Annotated in this window: 14 protein-coding genes; 10 read left to right on the top strand and 4 right to left on the bottom strand. The window is 59.1% G+C overall.

Annotation, left to right across the window (positions count from 1 at the left end):
• Positions 1-294: 294 nt before the first annotated feature.
• The gene (locus DK871_RS04970; RefSeq protein WP_161904197.1) at positions 295-831 is read right to left on the bottom strand and encodes a chorismate mutase; all 537 of its coding nucleotides are present in this window, start codon (positions 829-831) and stop codon (positions 295-297) included.
• A 204-nt stretch (positions 832-1,035) separates the two neighbouring features.
• Entirely contained in the window at positions 1,036-2,442 is a 1,407-nt protein-coding gene (glnA, locus tag DK871_RS04965; RefSeq protein WP_003187811.1) for a type I glutamate--ammonia ligase, read from the bottom strand.
• A gap of 335 nt (positions 2,443-2,777) precedes the next feature.
• On the opposite strand from glnA, the gene thiI reads away from it, so the two are divergent.
• Positions 2,778-4,232: a tRNA uracil 4-sulfurtransferase ThiI gene (gene thiI / locus DK871_RS04960; protein ID WP_161904196.1), complete on the top strand. Its 1,455-nt coding sequence runs from the start codon at positions 2,778-2,780 to the stop codon at positions 4,230-4,232.
• A 139-nt stretch (positions 4,233-4,371) separates the two neighbouring features.
• Complete coding sequence (typA, locus tag DK871_RS04955) at positions 4,372-6,192, top strand: translational GTPase TypA (RefSeq protein ID WP_003187814.1); 1,821 nt, start codon at positions 4,372-4,374, stop codon at positions 6,190-6,192.
• A gap of 192 nt (positions 6,193-6,384) precedes the next feature.
• Here the strand turns inward: typA and DK871_RS04950 are convergent, their stop codons facing one another.
• Positions 6,385-6,819, bottom strand: a complete 435-nt coding sequence (locus DK871_RS04950) for a YkgJ family cysteine cluster protein (RefSeq protein WP_003187815.1) — start codon at positions 6,817-6,819, stop codon at positions 6,385-6,387.
• Between the two features lie 237 nt (positions 6,820-7,056).
• On the opposite strand from DK871_RS04950, the gene DK871_RS04945 reads away from it, so the two are divergent.
• The 4 genes from DK871_RS04945 to DK871_RS04930 all read left to right on the top strand — a co-directional run bounded on the left by DK871_RS04945 (position 7,057) and on the right by DK871_RS04930 (position 11,766).
• A complete protein-coding gene (locus tag DK871_RS04945) occupies positions 7,057-9,507 on the top strand; it encodes a glycogen/starch/alpha-glucan phosphorylase (protein ID WP_161904195.1) in 2,451 nt (816 codons plus the stop codon).
• 216 nt (positions 9,508-9,723) lie between these two features.
• The gene (locus DK871_RS04940) at positions 9,724-10,734 is read left to right on the top strand and encodes a class 1 fructose-bisphosphatase (RefSeq protein WP_003187818.1); all 1,011 of its coding nucleotides are present in this window, start codon (positions 9,724-9,726) and stop codon (positions 10,732-10,734) included.
• 177 nt (positions 10,735-10,911) lie between these two features.
• Positions 10,912-11,166 carry an outer membrane protein assembly factor BamE gene (locus DK871_RS04935; protein WP_161904194.1) on the top strand — a complete coding sequence of 85 codons (255 nt, stop codon included), beginning with the start codon at positions 10,912-10,914 and terminating at the stop codon, positions 11,164-11,166.
• Between the two features lie 30 nt (positions 11,167-11,196).
• The gene (locus tag DK871_RS04930; protein ID WP_161904193.1) at positions 11,197-11,766 is read left to right on the top strand and encodes a lipocalin family protein; all 570 of its coding nucleotides are present in this window, start codon (positions 11,197-11,199) and stop codon (positions 11,764-11,766) included.
• 126 nt (positions 11,767-11,892) lie between these two features.
• Here the strand turns inward: DK871_RS04930 and DK871_RS04925 are convergent, their stop codons facing one another.
• Entirely contained in the window at positions 11,893-13,257 is a 1,365-nt protein-coding gene (locus DK871_RS04925) for a formimidoylglutamate deiminase (RefSeq protein WP_161904192.1), read from the bottom strand.
• A gap of 147 nt (positions 13,258-13,404) precedes the next feature.
• On the opposite strand from DK871_RS04925, the gene hutC reads away from it, so the two are divergent.
• From hutC to DK871_RS04905, 4 genes are all read left to right on the top strand, one after another.
• Positions 13,405-14,115, top strand: coding sequence for a histidine utilization repressor (gene hutC, locus DK871_RS04920; protein WP_224796965.1), 711 nt, complete (start codon positions 13,405-13,407; stop codon positions 14,113-14,115).
• Complete coding sequence (locus DK871_RS04915; protein WP_161904191.1) at positions 14,112-14,672, top strand: HutD family protein; 561 nt, start codon at positions 14,112-14,114, stop codon at positions 14,670-14,672. The genes hutC and DK871_RS04915 overlap by 4 nt, the downstream gene beginning before the upstream one ends.
• A gap of 400 nt (positions 14,673-15,072) precedes the next feature.
• The gene (hutU, locus tag DK871_RS04910; RefSeq protein ID WP_014716533.1) at positions 15,073-16,743 is read left to right on the top strand and encodes a urocanate hydratase; all 1,671 of its coding nucleotides are present in this window, start codon (positions 15,073-15,075) and stop codon (positions 16,741-16,743) included.
• Between the two features lie 148 nt (positions 16,744-16,891).
• The gene (locus tag DK871_RS04905) at positions 16,892-18,337 is read left to right on the top strand and encodes a cytosine permease (protein ID WP_161904190.1); all 1,446 of its coding nucleotides are present in this window, start codon (positions 16,892-16,894) and stop codon (positions 18,335-18,337) included.
• The last annotated feature ends 51 nt before the right edge of the window (positions 18,338-18,388 follow it).

Genomic DNA, 18,388 nt, shown 5'->3' with positions numbered 1-18,388 from the left:
GCAAAAACCAAACCAAGGCTCCGAAAAGAAGCGCTAATGCCCTGAAATAAGGGGTTCAGGCGCGAAACTGTGGCGTTCTGCCAGCCTTAACGGGAAGTTTCGAACCAAAATGGGCTGGGCACTTGAGAAGGGTGCAGGCTATCGCACCAATATAGTGCGATTTTATGAAGGTTGTTCAGCCAGTGATGATTGTGGTCAGTGTGGGAGCTGGCTTGCCTGCGATAGCTGTGTGCATTCAACACTGCTATCGCAGGCAAGCCAGCTCCCACATTTTTAATTGGATTTGCAGTCCTTTTAACCTTTATAGATGCACAGTTCAGCGGTGGCGCGGATCATCGCCAATTGGCGCAGCGGATCATTCAGCGGTTCGTGTACTCCCTCGGCCAGCCATTGCGGGCACTGCGGGTCGGTGCGCTGTGGAGTGAAGTCGGCCAACTGCTGCAGCAGCCTTTTTTGCAGCTCGTCCAATCGCGGGCGGATCTGCTTGACCAAGTCCGGGCGCGGGTCGTCGGGCGCCTTGCCCTGGAACTGCCAATCGGACAGGTGGGTGTATTGCACCAGTTTGTTGGCTTCGATCTGGACGGCGAAGAACTGCTCGGCAGCGGCCGGGTCCAGCTTGTAGCTGGCAGCCTGGGCAGTAACGCTGGCGATCACCTCTTGTTCACGCTTCTTGTCCTCCACGGGCTTGTGGCTGTCCCATTTGCTCAGCGCCACCTGGTCGGCAATCTCCAGGCGTTCGGCGATGCTGTTGAGCAAGGGTTCGAGCGTAGGCGGCGCAGCGCTCGCACTGGCACTGATGAACAGCAGGGCAAATACAAGTCGATATCTCAAAGGTGATCTCCTGTGGGAGCGGGCTTGCCCGCGATGGCGGTGTGTCAGTGATACAGCAGGTGGCCGGCAGTGCGCTATCGCAGGCAAGCCAGCTCCCACACGTTGATTGGGTTTGCAGAGTTGGCGTAGCGTAACGCCCAGGCAAAAAAAAGACCTCCCGAAGGAGGTCTTTTTCATCACGCTGCCTCAAGCAGCGCTACCGGATCAGCAGCTGTAGTACAGCTCGTATTCCAGTGGGTGTACGAAGGTGCGTACTTTGATTTCTTCTTCGCTTTTCAGGGCGATGTAAGCGTCGATGAAGTCGTCGCTGAAAACGCCGCCTTTGGTCAGGAACGCACGGCCCTTGTCCAGCTCTTCCAGGGCTTCTTTCAGGCTGCCGCACACTTGTGGGATCTCTTTGGCCTCTTCAGGCGGCAGGTCGTACAAGTTTTTGTCGGCGGCGTCGCCAGGGTGGATCTTGTTCTGGATACCGTCCAGGCCGGCCATCATCAGGGCGGCGAAGGCCAGGTAAGGGTTGGCAGCCGGGTCCGGGAAGCGTGCTTCGATACGACGGCCTTTAGGGCTGTTGACGTAAGGAATACGGATCGAGGCGGAGCGGTTGCGTGCCGAGTAGGCCAGCATCACCGGCGCTTCAAAGCCTGGGACCAGACGCTTGTAGGAGTTGGTCGACGGGTTGGTGAAGCCGTTCAGGGCCTTGCCGTGCTTGATGATGCCGCCGATGAAGTACAGGGCGGTATCGGACAGGCCGGCATAGCCTTCACCGGCGAAGGTGTTCTTGCCATCTTTGGAAATCGATACGTGAACGTGCATGCCCGAGCCGTTATCGCCGTACAGCGGCTTAGGCATGAACGTAGCGGTGCGGCCATAGGCATCGGCAACGTTGTGCACGCAGTATTTCAGGGTTTGAACTTCGTCAGCCTTCTTCACCAGCGTGTTGAATTTCACGCCGATTTCGTTCTGGCCGGCAGTCGCCACTTCGTGGTGGTGAACTTCAACGGTCTGGCCCATTTCTTCCAGTGCGTTGCACATGGAGGTACGGATTTCGTGGTCGAAGTCGAACGGTGGTACTGGGAAGTAGCCGCCTTTCACGCCTGGACGGTGGCCTTTGTTGCCGCCTTCCACGTCCTGGTCGGACATCCACGAGCCTTGCTCGGAGAAAATCTTGAACATGGAGCCGGAGATGTCGGATTTGAACTTCACCGAGTCGAAGATGAAGAACTCTGGCTCAGGGCCGAAGAATGCGGTGTCGCCGATACCGGTGGACTTCAGGTATTCCTCGGCGCGGTGGGCGATGGCGCGTGGGTCGCGGTCATAGCCTTGCATGGTCGAAGGCTCGATGATGTCGCACACCAGGATCAGGGTTGGCTCTTCGGTGAACGGGTCGAGTACGGCGGTGCTGTCGTCTGGCAGCAGGATCATGTCGGAGGCTTCGATGCCTTTCCAGCCGGCGATGGAGGAACCGTCGAACATCTTGCCGACTTCGAAGAAGTCATCTTCCAGCGCATCGCGAGCCGGCATGGTCACGTGGTGCTGAGTGCCTTTTGTGTCCGTGAAGCGCAGATCAATCCATTTAACGTCATGATCTTTGATGAGTTGAACCGACTTCGACATGGTGTCCTCCGGGTGGCTTCGGGCTTGGGGTAGTGGAGTTAGCCCTTAGAATTTGGGTGATGCCGGCGCGGATACTCCGCCAAGGCAACCTGCCTCACAAGAGAGCAAATTGCATGCCAGTGCGCCAACATGGCCGTTTTGCCTCAAAATAGCCCCTATAACGGTGCAATCGGCAAAAACGGCATAAATCGCGCACTGCAATGTAGCGTTTATTTGCGCAAATGACCCGTTTTGGTGCATTGCGTAGGCAATGCATATTAACTGGTTAAACCTTGAGCGATTTCCGCTATAATCCGCGCCCCCCTTTTTCAGCAGGCCCGGCGCGCGCTGTTTCCATGAAATTAATCGTTAAAGTCTTCCCCGAGATCACCATCAAGAGCCGACCGGTACGGACGCGTTTCATCCGTCAGTTGGCCAAGAACATCCGTGCCGTGCTCCGCGACCTGGACCCGGCTGTGGTGGTGAACGGCGTGTGGGACAACCTCGAGCTGGAAACCCGCATAACCGACGCCAAAGCCTTGAAGGACATGACCGAGCGCCTGAGCTGCATGCCGGGCATCGCGCATTTCCTGCAGGTGGATGAGTACCCGCTGGGCGACTTCGACGACATCACCGAAAAGTGCAAGCAGCACTACGGCAGTGCGCTTGAAGGCAAGATTTTTTCGGTGCGCTGCAAGCGTGCCGGCAAGCATCCGTTCAGCTCCATGGACGTCGAGAAATACGTCGGCAGCAAGCTGCGTCGCGAGTGCGGTGCCGCTGGAATTTCCCTTAAGGCGCCACAAATTGAAGTGCGCATGGAAATTCGCGACCAACGGTTGTTTGTGATCCACAGCCAGCACAACAGCATCGGCGGCTACCCGCTGGGCGCCCTGGAACAGACCCTGGTATTGATGTCCGGCGGTTTCGATTCCACGGTGGCGGCCTACCAGATCATGCGTCGCGGCCTGATGAGCCATTTCTGCTTCTTCAACCTGGGCGGGCGTGCACATGAATTGGGCGTGATGGAAGTCGCGCACTTTATCTGGAAGAAATACGGCAGCTCCCAACGCGTGCTATTTGTAAGCGTGCCGTTCGAGGAAGTGCTGGGCGAAATTCTCGGCAAAGTCGATAACAGTCATATGGGCGTAGTATTGAAGCGTATGATGTTGCGCGCTGCGTCCCGAATCGCCGATCAATTGCAGATCGACGCCCTGGTAACCGGCGAAGCGATCTCCCAGGTCTCCAGCCAGACGCTGCCGAACCTGTCGATCATTGATTGCGTGACCGAGAAGCTGGTGCTGCGACCGCTGATCGCCAGCCACAAGCAGGACATCATCGACCTGGCAGAGCAAATCGGCACCGCCGACTTTGCCAAGCATATGCCTGAATACTGCGGGGTCATTTCGGTGAACCCCAAGACCCACGCCAAGCGTCACCGCGTGGAGCATGAAGAGAAAGAATTCGACATGGCGATTCTGGAGCGTGCGCTCGAGAACGCCAAGCTGGTGCCAATCGATCGGGTGATCGACGAATTGGGCCAGGATGTGCAGATCGAAGAAGTCAGCGAAGCCCTGGCCGGCCAGATCGTCATCGACATCCGTCACCCGGATGCCGCTGAAGACGAGCCGCTGGAAATCGCTGGCATCGACGTGCAAACGCTGCCGTTCTACGCACTGAACGCGCGTTTCAAGGAACTGGATAACAGCCGTCAGTACCTGTTGTATTGCGACAAAGGCGTGATGAGTCGCCTGCATGCCCACCATTTGCTCAGTGAGGGGCATGCCAATGTGCGCGTTTATCGACCGAGCTAAGAGCCCGGGGCTGTTTGCCTGTGGCCTGCGTCACCGGCCCCCCGACTCTGCCGTCAAGCTGTAACGGCAAGGCCTGACTCTACTGTTAATCGCTGCCACGACCTGTCAGCACACCGAATCCTCTGATCGAGATACACAAGTGATCGAAAATCTACGTAACATCGCCATCATTGCTCACGTTGACCATGGTAAAACCACCCTGGTAGACAAACTCCTGCGTCAATCCGGCACCCTGGAGCGCAACGAGCTCAACGACGAGCGCGTGATGGACTCCAACGACCAGGAAAAAGAGCGCGGTATTACCATCCTGGCAAAAAACACCGCTATCAACTGGAACGGCTACCACATCAACATCGTGGATACCCCGGGCCACGCCGACTTCGGCGGCGAAGTAGAACGCGTAATGTCGATGGTTGACTCCGTTCTGCTGCTGGTTGACGCTCAAGACGGCCCTATGCCGCAAACCCGTTTTGTGACCAAGAAGGCTTTCGAAGCCGGCCTGCGTCCGATCGTGTGCATCAACAAGGTTGACCGTCCAGGCGCGCGTCCGGACTGGGTTCTGGACCAGATCTTCGACCTGTTCGACAACCTGGGTGCTACCGAAGAACAGCTGGACTTCCAAGTCATCTACGCCTCGGCCCTGAACGGTATTGCTGGTCTTGACCACACCGACATGGCTGAAGACATGACTCCGCTGTACCAGTCGATCGTCGACAACGTACCAGCACCGAAAGTTGACCGTGAAGGCCCGTTCCAGATGCAAATCTCGGCACTGGACTACAACAGCTTCCTGGGTGTTATCGGCGTTGGCCGTATCGCTCGTGGTAGCGTCAAGCCGAACACCCCGGTTGTCGCTATCGGCGCTGACGGCAAGAAGCGTAACGGTCGTATCCTGAAGCTGATGGGTCACCACGGTCTGCACCGTGTAGACGTTGAAGAAGCTTTCGCTGGCGACATCGTATGCGTGAGCGGTATGGACTCGCTGTTCATCTCCGACACCCTGTGCCAGCCGGACAACGTCGAGGCGATGAAGCCTCTGACCGTTGACGAGCCAACCGTTTCCATGACGTTCCAGGTAAACGACTCGCCTTTCTGCGGTAAAGAAGGCAAGTTCGTGACCTCCCGTAACATCAAGGAGCGTCTGGACAAGGAGCTGCTGTACAACGTTGCTCTGCGTGTTGAAGAAGGCGACTCGGCTGACAAGTTCAAGGTCTCCGGCCGTGGTGAGCTGCACCTCTCGGTACTGATCGAAACCATGCGTCGCGAAGGCTTCGAAATGGGTGTTGGTCGTCCGGAAGTGATCATCCGTCAGGTTGACGGCGTGAAGCAGGAACCGTTCGAAAACGTCACCATCGACACCCCTGAAGAATCCCAGGGCAAGGTCATGGAAGAGATGGGCCTGCGTAAGGGCGACCTGACCAACATGGTGCCGGATGGCAAAGGCCGTGTGCGTCTGGAATACAACATCCCTGCTCGTGGTCTGATCGGTTTCCGTAACCAGTTCCTGACCCTGACCAACGGTGCTGGCATCCTGACCTCGATCTTCGATCGCTACGACACCATGAAGTCCGGCGACATGTCCGGCCGTCAGAACGGTGTTCTGGTATCGGTAGAAACCGGCAAGGCGCTGACCTACTCCCTGGAAACCCTCCAGGCGCGTGGCAAGCTGTTCGTTGAACACGGTCAAGAGATCTACAACGGCCAGATCGTTGGTCTGAACAGCCGTGACAACGACATGGGCGTCAACCCAACCAAAGGCAAGAAGCTCGACAACATGCGTGCTTCGGGCAAAGACGAAACCATCGCTCTGGTTCCACCTGTTCGCTTCACCCTGGAACAGGCTCTGGAATTCATCCAGGACGACGAGCTGTGCGAAGTCACGCCTAAGTCGATCCGTCTGCGTAAGAAGATCCTGGACGAAGGCGAGCGTACCCGCGCTGCCAAGAAAGCCAAGAACTGAGTTAACTCAGGCTGAATGAAAAACGCCCCCGGTCGAAAGGCCGGGGGCGTTTTTTTATGCCTGCAGAATGTGGGTTGTCTTTACTGGCCTCATCGCAGGCAAGCCAGCTCCCACATTTGAACGTGTTCACAAATCAAAATGTGGGAGCTGGCTTGCCTGCGATGAGGCCCTTAAGAGCTCCACAACGCGTGATCAGAACTTGTCGAGGGTCTTGAAGTTGGTCTCGCGCACCACTTCCTTGGGCTTATAAGCGCAATACCCCGGCCGCGGCCCGATTTTGGGGTGATTGCGGCAGGTATCCGGGCGCTTGTCATAAATAGTGCAAAAGCGCGTCTTACGATCCAGGTACAGGCAGTCGTTGTTGCTCATGCGCTGCAGGGTAAAAATTTCGGACTTGTTGTTGTAGCGCTCGACGATGCCTTCTTTCTGCAGACGCTTGGCGATGTTCTTCGGCGGATCGCCGCGCTCGAACTCATCGACGATGCCAATGCGGATCAGGTCCTTGATCTTCACCTCCACCGGCAGCGTGCAGCAGCTGGACACGCAGCCACCGCACATATGGGCGGAGTATTTCTGCCAGGTCTCTAGACGGTCGAGTTCCGCGGCGGCGATCAGTTGAGGCTTCATCAAGGTTCCAAGGTGGGGCGTTATCCGGGCGCGCGATCATACCGGGATTGGTGGTTTTTTGAACAATATTTTGCAGGTTTCAGCTCAAAGGTTTGGCCAGGGCCTGATCGGGCACGACCCCTGCATCAAATTCAGCCACAGGCCAATGAGTTGAAAAACTACCGAACCAGCACGTCTACCGTCTGTCAGACCGACTAGGCTCTAGCAACTCCTTCAATCTCGCCCGAGGTCGCACCGATGTCTCAGGAACCGCTTGCACGAGAAGCAGAGGTAGCCGCATTCCGCGATGCTGTCTTGACCAAACTCACCTACGCGGTGGGCAAGGACCCGGATCACGCCTTCGATCATGACTGGTTCGAAGCCATTGCCCTGGCCGCCCGCGACCAGATGGTCGATCACTGGATGGACCACACGCGGCGTATTTATCGCAAAGGCCAGAAGCGCGTTTATTACCTGTCCCTGGAATTTCTCATCGGCCGTCTGCTCTATGACAGCCTGAGCAATCTGGGTGTGCTGGAGATCGCTCGCGAAGCGCTGTCGGAGCTGGGCGTCGACCTGGAGCGCATCCGCCTGCTGGAGCCCGACGCGGCGCTCGGCAATGGTGGCCTGGGCCGTCTGGCGGCGTGCTTTATGGAAAGCATGTCGACCCTCGGCATTGCTGGCCACGGCTATGGCATCCGTTATGAACACGGCTTGTTCCGCCAAGCGATTGTCGACGGTTGGCAGCAGGAACAGACCGAGCGCTGGCTGGATTTCGGTAACCCTTGGGAATTCGAACGCGCCGAGGTGATTTACCCGATTGGCTTTGGCGGCAGCGTCGAAACCGTCGCGGACGCCTCCGGCAAGATGATCCAGGTATGGTCGCCCAACGAAACCGTACGTGCCGTTGCCTATGACACGCCGGTCGTCGGCTGGCGCGGCGCCAGCGTCAACACCCTGCGCCTTTGGCGTGCGCGGGCCGTAGAAGACCTGCACCTGGAGCGCTTCAACGCTGGTGACCATTTGGGCGCCGTCGCCGAAGTGGCCCGTGCCGAAAGCATCTCCCGCGTGCTTTACCCGGCCGACAGCACCGAAGCAGGGCAGGAGCTGCGCCTGCGCCAGGAATATTTCTTCGTCTCCGCGTCGCTGCAGGACTTGTTGCGCCGCCACAAGAACATGCACGGTTCGGTACTCAGCCTGGGCGAGCACGCCGCCATCCAACTCAACGACACCCACCCGTCCATCGCCGTGGCCGAGTTGATGCGCCAGTTGGTGGACCTGCATGACATTCCCTGGGAAGCCGCGTGGGATGTCACCGTCGAGACCCTTTCGTACACCAACCACACCCTGCTGCCCGAAGCGCTGGAAACCTGGCCTGTCGGTTTGATGGAGCGCATGCTGCCGCGGCACATGCAGATCATCTACCTGATCAACGCCCAGCACATTGACTCGCTGCGTGCCAAAGGCATCCACGACTTTGATGTTTTGCGCGCTGTGTCGCTGATCGAAGAAGACAATGGCCGCCGCGTGCGCATGGGCAATCTGGCGTTCCTGGGCTCCCATAGCGTCAACGGCGTGTCCGGTTTGCATACCCAGCTAATGCGCAGCACGGTGTTCTCCGAACTGCACAAGCTCTACCCCGAACGCATCAACAACAAAACCAACGGCATTACCTTCCGCCGCTGGCTGTACCAGGCCAACCCCAAGCTGACCGATATGCTGGTGGAAGCCCTGGGCCCGGCTATTCTCGACCAGCCTGAACAACGCCTGATCGAGTTGGAACCCTTTGCCGAGAAACCGGCCTTTCGCAAAGCATTTGCTGAGCAGCGCCTGCACAGCAAGCGCGCCCTGGCGCAGATCATCCATGAGCGCCTGGGCATCGCGATCAACCCGGCGGCGATGTTTGATGTGCAGGTCAAGCGCATCCACGAGTACAAGCGCCAACTGCTCAACCTGCTGCACACCGTGGCGCTGTACCAGGCGATCCGTGCCGAGCCGGGCATCGACTGGGTGCCTCGGGTGAAGATCTTCGCCGGCAAGGCAGCGGCCAGCTACCACCAGGCCAAGCTGATCATCAAGCTGACCAATGACATCGCCCGCACCGTCAACAACGACCCGACCGTACGCGGTCTGCTCAAGGTGGTGTTCCTGCCCAACTACAACGTCAGCCTGGCGGAAAGCATCATTCCGGCAGCGGATTTGTCGGAGCAGATTTCCACCGCCGGCTTCGAAGCGTCGGGCACCAGCAACATGAAGTTCGGCCTCAACGGTGCGCTGACCATCGGCACCATGGACGGCGCCAATGTGGAGATGCACGAGCGGGTCGGCGCCGAGCACATGTTTATCTTCGGTCTCAGTGCCCAGCAGGTGGAAGCTCGCAAGCATGCCGGCGAGTTCAGCGCCGGGCCGGACATCGCCGCGTCCCATCGTTTGAACGACGTGCTGCAAGCGATCCGTGGCGGGGTGTTTTCGCCGGATGACCCGGGGCGTTATGTGGGCCTGATCGATGGGCTGATCGACTACGACCGCTTCCTGGTGTGTGCCGACTTTGACGCCTACTGGGACGCACAGGCACGGGTCGAGGCGCATTGGCACGACTCCAAGGCCTGGTGGCGCTCGGCGGTGCTCAACACGGCGCGCATGGGCTGGTTCAGCTCGGACCGCACCATCCGCGAGTACGCCACCGAGATCTGGAAAGCCCTCGACTAACGGCCGCGGTTAAAAATGTGGGAGGGGGCTTGCCCCCGATAGCGGTTGATCAGTCACTCATGCATTGACTGAATGACCGCAATCGGGGGCAAGCCCCCTCCCACATCAAGCCGGGTCGTGAACTCTATTGGCGTTAAATCCTCTGATTAGAGGAAATCAGCCCCGACTCGCGCTAAACTGCGCGGGTTTTTAGCCCCCCATTCTCCGGAGCCTTCCATGTCCCGCGTTACCTTGAGTCGCTATTTGATCGAGCAGACCCGCAGCAACAACACGCCTGCCGATCTGCGCTTCCTTATCGAAGTGGTGGCGCGTGCTTGCAAGGAAATCAGCCACGCCGTTTCCAAAGGCGCACTGGGCGGTGTCCTGGGCAGCATGGGCACTGAAAACGTGCAGGGCGAAGTGCAGAAGAAGCTGGACGTGCTGTCCAACGAAATCCTGCTCGAAGCCAACGAATGGGGCGGCCACCTGGCTGGCATGGCGTCCGAAGAAATGGACAATGCCTACCAGATCCCAGGCAAATACCCGAAGGGCGCATACCTCTTGGTATTCGACCCACTGGACGGTTCGTCTAACATCGATATCAACGCACCGGTCGGCACCATCTTCTCGGTACTGCGTTGCCCCAACGAATACCTGAGCCAGAACGAAGCCCTGAACGAAAAGGCCTTCCTGCAGCCAGGTACTGAGCAAGTGGCTGCCGGCTACGCAATCTACGGCCCACAGACCATGCTGGTGCTGACCCTGGGCGATGGCGTCAAAGGCTTTACCCTGGACCGTGAAATGGGCAGCTTCGTACTCACCCACGAAGACATTTCGATTCCTGCTTCTACCCAGGAATTTGCCATCAACATGTCCAACCAGCGTCACTGGGAAGAACCGGTGAAGCGCTACGTCAACGAGCTGATGGAAGGCGAAGAAGGCCCGTTGAAGAAGAACTTCAACATGCGCTGGGTGGCCGCGATGGTTGCCGACGTGCACCGTATCCTGACCCGCGGTGGCCTGTTCATGTACCCGCGCGACAGCCGCGAGCCGTCCAAGCCGGGCAAACTGCGCCTGATGTACGAAGCCAACCCGATGTCGTTCCTGGTTGAACAGGCAGGCGGTGCGTCCACCGACGGCCACCAGCGCATCCTCGACATCCAGCCAGAAGGCCTGCACCAGCGTGTGGCGGTATTCCTGGGTTCGAAGGAAGAAGTTGAGCGCGTGACGGCCTATCACAAGAAGTAAGCCGTAACGAGCGGTGAGCCGCTGTATTGTGAGATGGATCACCGTTAAAGAAGCCCCGAAACGTTTCAGCGTTTTCGGGGCTTTTTTGTTTTCGCTCGTCGGGAACCAGACACCCCTTTTCCCTTCTAAGCTTCTGGCAGATACCCCCAGCTGCTTTGTCTCTCCAGGAGCTTTTCCATGTCTTTACGCCGTCTCGCCCTGCTGGCTTTTTGCGTGCTCTTAGCCGCTTGCAGCAAGGTCACCCAAGAAAACTACCAAAAGCTCTCAGCCGGCATGGCCAAGGCCGAGGTGGAGTCGTTGCTGGGCAAGCCAACCGATTGTTCCGGCGCACTGGGCATGTCCAGCTGCACCTGGGGCGATAAAAGCAGCTTTATCAGCGTGCAGTACGCCGGTGACAAAGTTCTGATGTTTTCCGGGCAAGGCCTGAAGTAAACCGGGGCGCGAGCCTACGGGAGAAGAAGAATGATGCGTTTTGTTTTGTTCCTTTGCGCCAGCCTGTTTTTGGCGGGCTGTGCCAGCCATTCTGGCGATGATCTGCAACCCAAGACTGCGAGCAACGTCAACCTCAAGCGTTACCAGGGCACCTGGTATGAGTTGGCCCGGTTGCCGATGTACTTCCAGCGCAACTGTGCGCAATCCGAAGCCCGCTATACCTTGCTGCCTGATGGTGACATGTCGGTGTTCAACCGCTGCCTGACGCCTGAGTGGAAGTGGCAAGAGGCCAAAGGCACGGCCACGCCGCAGGTGCCAGGCAAGACCGACAAGCTGTGGGTGGAATTCAATAACTGGTTTACGTCACTGTTGCCGGGCGTTGCCAAGGGCGACTACTGGGTGCTGTATGTCAGCGATGACTACAAGACCGCCATCGTCGGCAGCCCGAGCCGTCGCTATATGTGGATCCTGTCGCGCACGCCGACGGTGAGTGCCGAGACCCGCGAAGACCTGCTGAGCAGGGCGCGACAGCAAGGGTATGACACCACGCGGTTGATCTGGCGTACGTCGGATAAGCAGATGGCGAAGACGTCCCAGTAATTGGCTGCACCCCCAATCAAATGTGGGAGCTGGCTTGCCTGCGATAGCATCAACCCGGTGTAACTGATGCACCGAGGTGTCTGTATCGCAGGCAAGCCAGCTCCCACAGTTGTCATGGATTGGCTGTTAGTTCAGCAAGTCCTTCAGGACCTGGGTGAATGCCCGGCGGCTGTCTTCTTCGCCAGCATGATGCCCATCTCGCACCACCCACTTGCCATTGACCAGTACATCGCGCACTTGCCGATCCCCACCGGCAAATAGCCAGCGGTTGAGAATCCCATCCTCATTGGCCGTCGCCAAGTACGGATCGCTACCGTCCAGCACAATCCAATCCGCACGCTCGCCCACTTGCAGTCGACCAATCGGCTGGCCCAGCGCTTGTGCGCCACCGTCCAGCGCAGCATCGAACAGCGTGCGACCCACCATCGGTTGGTCACTGCGATACAACCGATTACGCCGTTGATCGCGCAAACGCTGGCCATATTCCAACCAACGCAACTCTTCCACCACGCTCAGTGACACATGGCTGTCGGAACCTATACCCATGCGCCCACCTTGGGCGAGGAAATCCACCGCCGGGAAAATCCCATCGCCCAGGTTGGCTTCGGTGGTCAGGCACAAACCGGCAATCGCTCGGCTGTTGGCCATGCGTGTGACTTCGTCGGCATCGGCATGGGTGGCATGCACCAGGCACCAGCGCTCATCTACCTCGACATTGTCATACAGCCACTGCAACGGGCGCTTGCCGCTCCAGGCCAGGCAGTCGTCGACTTCCTTTTGCTGTTCAGCGATGTGGATATGCACCGGGCAGGCCTTGTCACTGGCGGCCAGCACGGTATGGATTTGTTCGGGGGTGACGGCGCGCAGGGAGTGGAAGCACAGGCCCAGTTGCTGTGCCGGTTGTGCCGCCAGAATTGGCTGCAGGCGCGCTTGTAGGTCCAGGTAGCTTTCGGTGGTGTTGATAAACCGTCGCTGGCCTTCATTCGGCGCTTGGCCACCAAAGCCTGCGTGGGTGTAGAGCACCGGCAGCAAGGTCAGGCCGATGCCGCTGCTGGCGGCCGCCAGGCTGATCTGACGCGACAGCTCCGTACGGTCGGCATAGGGCTGGCCGCTGAGATCGTGGTGCACGTAATGAAACTCGGCCACCGAGGTGTAGCCGGCCTTGAGCATTTCAATATAGAGCTGGCGGGCGATGACCTGTAACTGCTCGGGGTTGATCTTGCCGACCATGCGGTACATCAAGTCGCGCCAGGTCCAGAAGCTGTCATTGGGGTTGCCGGCTACTTCGGCCAAGCCCGCCATGGCGCGTTGGAAGGCATGGGAGTGCAGGTTCGGCATGCCCGCCAACACCGGGCCGCTGAGCCGTTCGGCGCCTTCTGCACTGGCATTGGGCTCAACCTTTGTCAGCAGGCCATCGGCGCTGACTTCAAGACGTACATCGTTGGCCCATCCATTAGGCAGCAGTGCGCGTTCGGCAAAGAAAGCGGACATGATCAAGGCACCCCGGTCGTGTGTTTATTTGTATATACATATACAGACGTTTGCCTGCTCGGTAAACTCCGGCAATCTATGCATCTTTTTCCCCTGCAAGGATTCCCTGTGCCGACTCCGCCCGCCAACTCTTCGCTGGCTGCCCACATGGACGAAAGTCCGGCGCCCTTGTATGCCCGCGTCAAACAGATGATCAGCCAGCAGATCCTCAACGGCAACTGGCCGCCCCATTACCGCGTGCCGTCGGAAAGCGAGCTGGTCAGCCAGTTGGGCTTCAGCCGCATGACCATCAACCGTGCCCTGCGCGAGCTGACCGCCGAAGGCCTGCTAGTGCGTATGCAAGGCGTGGGGACCTTCGTGGCCGAGCCTAAGAGCCAATCGGCCCTGTTTGAAGTGCACAACATCGCCGATGAAATCGCCTCCCGCGGGCATCGGCACACTTGCCAAGTGATCACCCTGGGCGAAGAGGCTGCCGGTTCCGAGCGCGCCGTTGCCTTGGAAATGCGCGAAGGCGGGCGGGTGTTCCACTCGTTGATCGTGCATTACGAGAACGACATTCCCGTGCAGATCGAAGACCGTTTCGTCAACGCCCTGGTCGCGCCGGAATACCTGCAGCAGGACTTCACCCAGCAAACCCCCTACGCCTATTTGAACCAGGTGGCGCCGTTGACCGAGGGCGAGCATGTGGTTGAGGCCATCCTCGCCGATGCCGCCGAGTGCAAGTTGTTGCAGATCGAGCCGAGCGAGCCCTGCCTGTTGATTCGCCGGCGCACCTGGTCGGGTCGCCAGCCGGTGACGGCGGCGCGGTTGATCCACCCCGGTTCCCGTCACAGCCTCGAAGGACGCTTCAGTAAATGAGTGAGATCAACGTCTGGCGTGCCGCCGACTACGTGCGCATGCCGTGGAAAAACGGCGGCGGCAGCACTGAAGAAATCGCCCGGGATGCGGGTACTGGCCTGGAGGGTTTTGGCTGGCGTTTGTCGATCGCCGATATCGCCGAGTCGGGTGGCTTCTCTACCTTCGCGGGCTATCAACGCGTAATCACGGTAATCAAGGGCGCCGGCATGGTGCTGACCGTAGACGGTGAGGAGCAACGTGGGTTGTTACCGCTGCAGCCGTTCGCGTTCAAGGGCGAAAGCCAGGTGTCATGCCGTTTGATCACGGGGCCGATTCGCGACTTCAACCTGATCTACTCGCCACAGCGTTACCATGCACGCTTGCAGTGGGTGGATGGCGTGCAGCAGTTTTTCAGCACCGCGCAGACAGTGCTGGTGTTCAGCGTGGCGGATGAAGTGAAGGTGCTGGGCGAGAAGCTCGGCCACCATGATTGCCTGCAAGTGGACGGTAACACGGGCCTGCTGGATATCGGCGTCACTGGCCGCTGCTGCATCATAGAACTGACTGCACTCGGTTAAAAACTGTGGGAGCTGGCTTGCCTGCGATAGCGGTGTATCAGCCTAGGATGTGCTGACTGACACACCGCTATCGCAGGCAAGCCAGCTCCCACATTTGTTTTGCATTGTTCACACAATCTGTTTCCACTCCGCGCACCAATTTGTTACCGAACGCCCCAGCGTGACGCAAAGCCACGTTGTCGTGACAAATCCTCTTTGCCATAAAACATCTCCGTAAGAAATTTCATCAAACCTCCAGGCCTTGATTATCAAGGCTTGCGCGCAGCTACGAAAAAAATCTGCAGGGCTCATTTCAAAAGTTGGCCGCTCGATTGCATATGCTTGTACATACAAGTAAAGATGTGTGCGTAAGACCTCGCACCATCCATGTCCGCGCATCGATCGCCGAGGAGTCCTAGCTGTGACCAAGCCTACAAAATACCGTGACGTCGAAATCCGCGCCGCCCGCGGTAACAAGCTCACCGCCAAAAGCTGGCTGACCGAAGCGCCGCTGCGCATGCTGATGAACAACCTCGACCCGCAAGTGGCCGAGAACCCCAAGGAACTGGTGGTGTACGGCGGTATCGGTCGCGCGGCGCGCAACTGGGAGTGCTACGACCAGATCGTCGAGAGCCTCACCAATCTGAACGACGACGAAACCCTGCTGGTGCAATCCGGTAAGCCGGTCGGCGTGTTCAAGACCCACAGCAACGCCCCGCGCGTGCTGATCGCCAACTCCAACCTGGTACCGCACTGGGCCAGCTGGGAGCATTTCAACGAACTGGATGCCAAGGGCCTGGCCATGTACGGCCAGATGACCGCCGGCAGTTGGATCTATATCGGCAGCCAGGGCATTGTCCAAGGCACCTATGAAACCTTCGTCGAAGCCGGCCGCCAGCACTACAACAGCGACCTGACCGGTCGCTGGGTGCTCACCGCCGGCCTCGGCGGCATGGGCGGCGCGCAGCCATTGGCCGCGACCCTGGCCGGCGCCTGCTCGCTGAACATCGAATGCCAACAAGTCAGCATCGACTTCCGCCTGAACAGCCGTTACGTCGACGAGCAAGCCACCGACCTCGACGACGCCCTGGCGCGCATCGCCAAGTACACCAAGGAAGGCAAGGCCATCTCCATCGCGCTGCTGGGCAACGCCGCAGAGATCCTGCCAGAACTGGTCAAGCGTGGCGTGCGCCCGGATATGGTCACCGACCAGACCAGCGCCCACGACCCACTCAACGGTTACCTGCCGGCCGGCTGGACCTGGGACGAATACCGCGCTCGCGCCAAGACCGAGCCGGCCGCCGTGATCAAGGCCGCCAAGCAGTCGATGGCCGTACACGTCAAAGCCATGCTCGAATTCCAGAAGCAAGGCATCCCGACCTTCGACTACGGCAACAACATCCGCCAGATGGCTCAGGAAGAAGGCGTGGAAAACGCGTTCGACTTCCCAGGTTTCGTACCGGCCTACATCCGCCCGCTGTTCTGCCGTGGCATCGGCCCGTTCCGTTGGGCGGCGCTGTCCGGTGACCCGCAGGACATCTACAAGACCGACGCCAAAGTCAAAGAACTGATCCCGGACGACGCCCACCTGCACAACTGGCTGGACATGGCTCGCGAGCGCATCAGCTTCCAGGGTTTGCCGGCACGTATCTGCTGGGTCGGCCTGGGCCAGCGCGCCAAGTTGGGCCTGGCGTTCAACGAAATGGTGCGCAGCGGTGAGCTGTCCGCGCCGGTCGTGATCGGCCGTGACCACCTGGACTCCGGCTCGGTCGCCAGCCCGAACCGCGAAACCGAAGCCATGCAGGACGGCTCCGACGCTGTGTCCGACTGGCCACTGCTCAACGCCTTGCTTAATACCGCGAGCGGCGCAACCTGGGTGTCGCTGCACCACGGTGGTGGCGTGGGTATGGGCTTCTCCCAGCACTCAGGGATGGTGATTGTCTGCGACGGTACTGACGAAGCGGCCGAGCGGATTGCTCGCGTGCTGCACAACGACCCGGCGACCGGGGTGATGCGCCATGCCGATGCGGGTTACCAGATCGCTATCGACTGCGCCAAGGAACAAGGCCTGAACCTGCCGATGATCAAGTAACGGCTGGCGCAGTACCTGTGGGAGCTGGCTTGCCTGCGATGCAGACGACGCGGTCTGACAGTAAGACCGAGGTGATGCTATCGCAGGCAAGCCAGCTCCCACAGAAGAGCAAGATGCATACAAAACAATCCATCAGAGGTTGAACAACATGGCTGCAAACGACACCACCCCGTTGATCGAGAAACGTTCGATCGACTACATCCCGGAAGCGGAAAGACATGGTCGTCTATTCAGCCAGTTCACCCTGTGGATGGGTGCCAACCTGCAGATCACTGCGATTGTCACCGGGGCGTTGGCCGTGGTGCTGGGTGGTGATGTGTTCTGGTCCTTGATCGGCCTGCTCATCGGTCAACTGATCGGCGGCGGCGTCATGGCGCTGCATGCGGCGCAAGGGCCCAAGCTTGGCCTGCCGCAGATGATTTCCAGCCGGGTGCAGTTCGGCGTTTACGGCGCGGCCATTCCGATTGTGCTGGTGTGCCTGATGTACCTGGGCTTTACCGCCACCGGCACGGTGCTGTCGGGCCAGGCGCTGGGCCAATTGTTCGGGGTCAGCGACAGCGTCGGCATCCTGATTTTTGCCAGTGTCATCGTGCTGGTTACGGTGCTGGGTTACCGCGTGATCCACTTCATCGGCCGGGTTGCCAGCCTGATTGGCGTGGTTGCCTTTGTGTACCTGTTCAGTCGCTTGATGAGCCAGACCGACGTTGGCGCACTCCTGCAAATCCGCCACTTCAGTTGGAGCAGCTTCCTTTTGGCCGTGTCACTCGCGGCCTCCTGGCAGATCGCCTTCGGCCCTTACGTGGCGGACTACTCACGTTACCTGCCGAGCCACACGTCATCGGTGAAAACCTTCCTCGCGGCGGGCGCAGGTTCGGTCATCGGGGCCCAAGTGGCGATGGTCCTCGGCGTGTTTGCCGCGGCCATATCCAACGGGCAGTTTGCCGGCCACGAGGTGGCGTACATCGTGGGCTTGAGCGGCACGGGGGCCACCGCTGCGTTGCTGTACTTCAGCATCGCCTTTGGCAAGGTCACCATCTCGACGCTCAACTCCTACGGCAGCTTCATGTGCATCGCCACTATCATCAGCGGCTTTCGCGGGCGCCTGGAGGTTACGCGTCTGCAGCGTCTGGTGTTCGTGCTGCTGATCGTCGGCACGGCCACGCTGATCGCGTTGCTCGGCCAGCATTCGTTCCTCGGTGCATTCAAGTCGTTCATCTTGTTCCTGCTGGCGTTCTTTACGCCCTGGAGCGCGATCAACCTGGTGGATTACTACTGCATCACCCGCGAACGTTATGACGTGCCGGCGCTGGCCGACCCGAACGGTCGCTACGGCCGTTGGAACCTGCTGGGCATCAGCGTCTACGTATTCGGCGTGCTGGTGCAGTTGCCGTTCATCTCCACCAAGTTCTACACCGGCCCCCTGGTGGCCGCGCTGGGGGATGTGGATATCTCCTGGATCATCGGCCTGGTACTGCCGGCGGCCCTGTATTACGTGTGTGCAAAAAAATGGCACGGCACGGTACCCGATCACCTGATCCTGCCAAAAGAGCAGGGCGCTTCACCCACAACAAACGGGCTGGCTGCACAAGCCTGATGGGACGTGGACAGGGCAGGACGCCTACTGACTGCCGTAATCCATTTCATG

The sequence above is a fragment of the Pseudomonas sp. L13 genome (genome assembly GCF_009935965.1).
GTDB classification, from domain to species: domain Bacteria; phylum Pseudomonadota; class Gammaproteobacteria; order Pseudomonadales; family Pseudomonadaceae; genus Aquipseudomonas; species Aquipseudomonas lactis.
The sequence above is the reverse complement of the archived record's forward strand: the minus strand, read 5'-3'. Positions and strand labels throughout refer to the sequence as shown.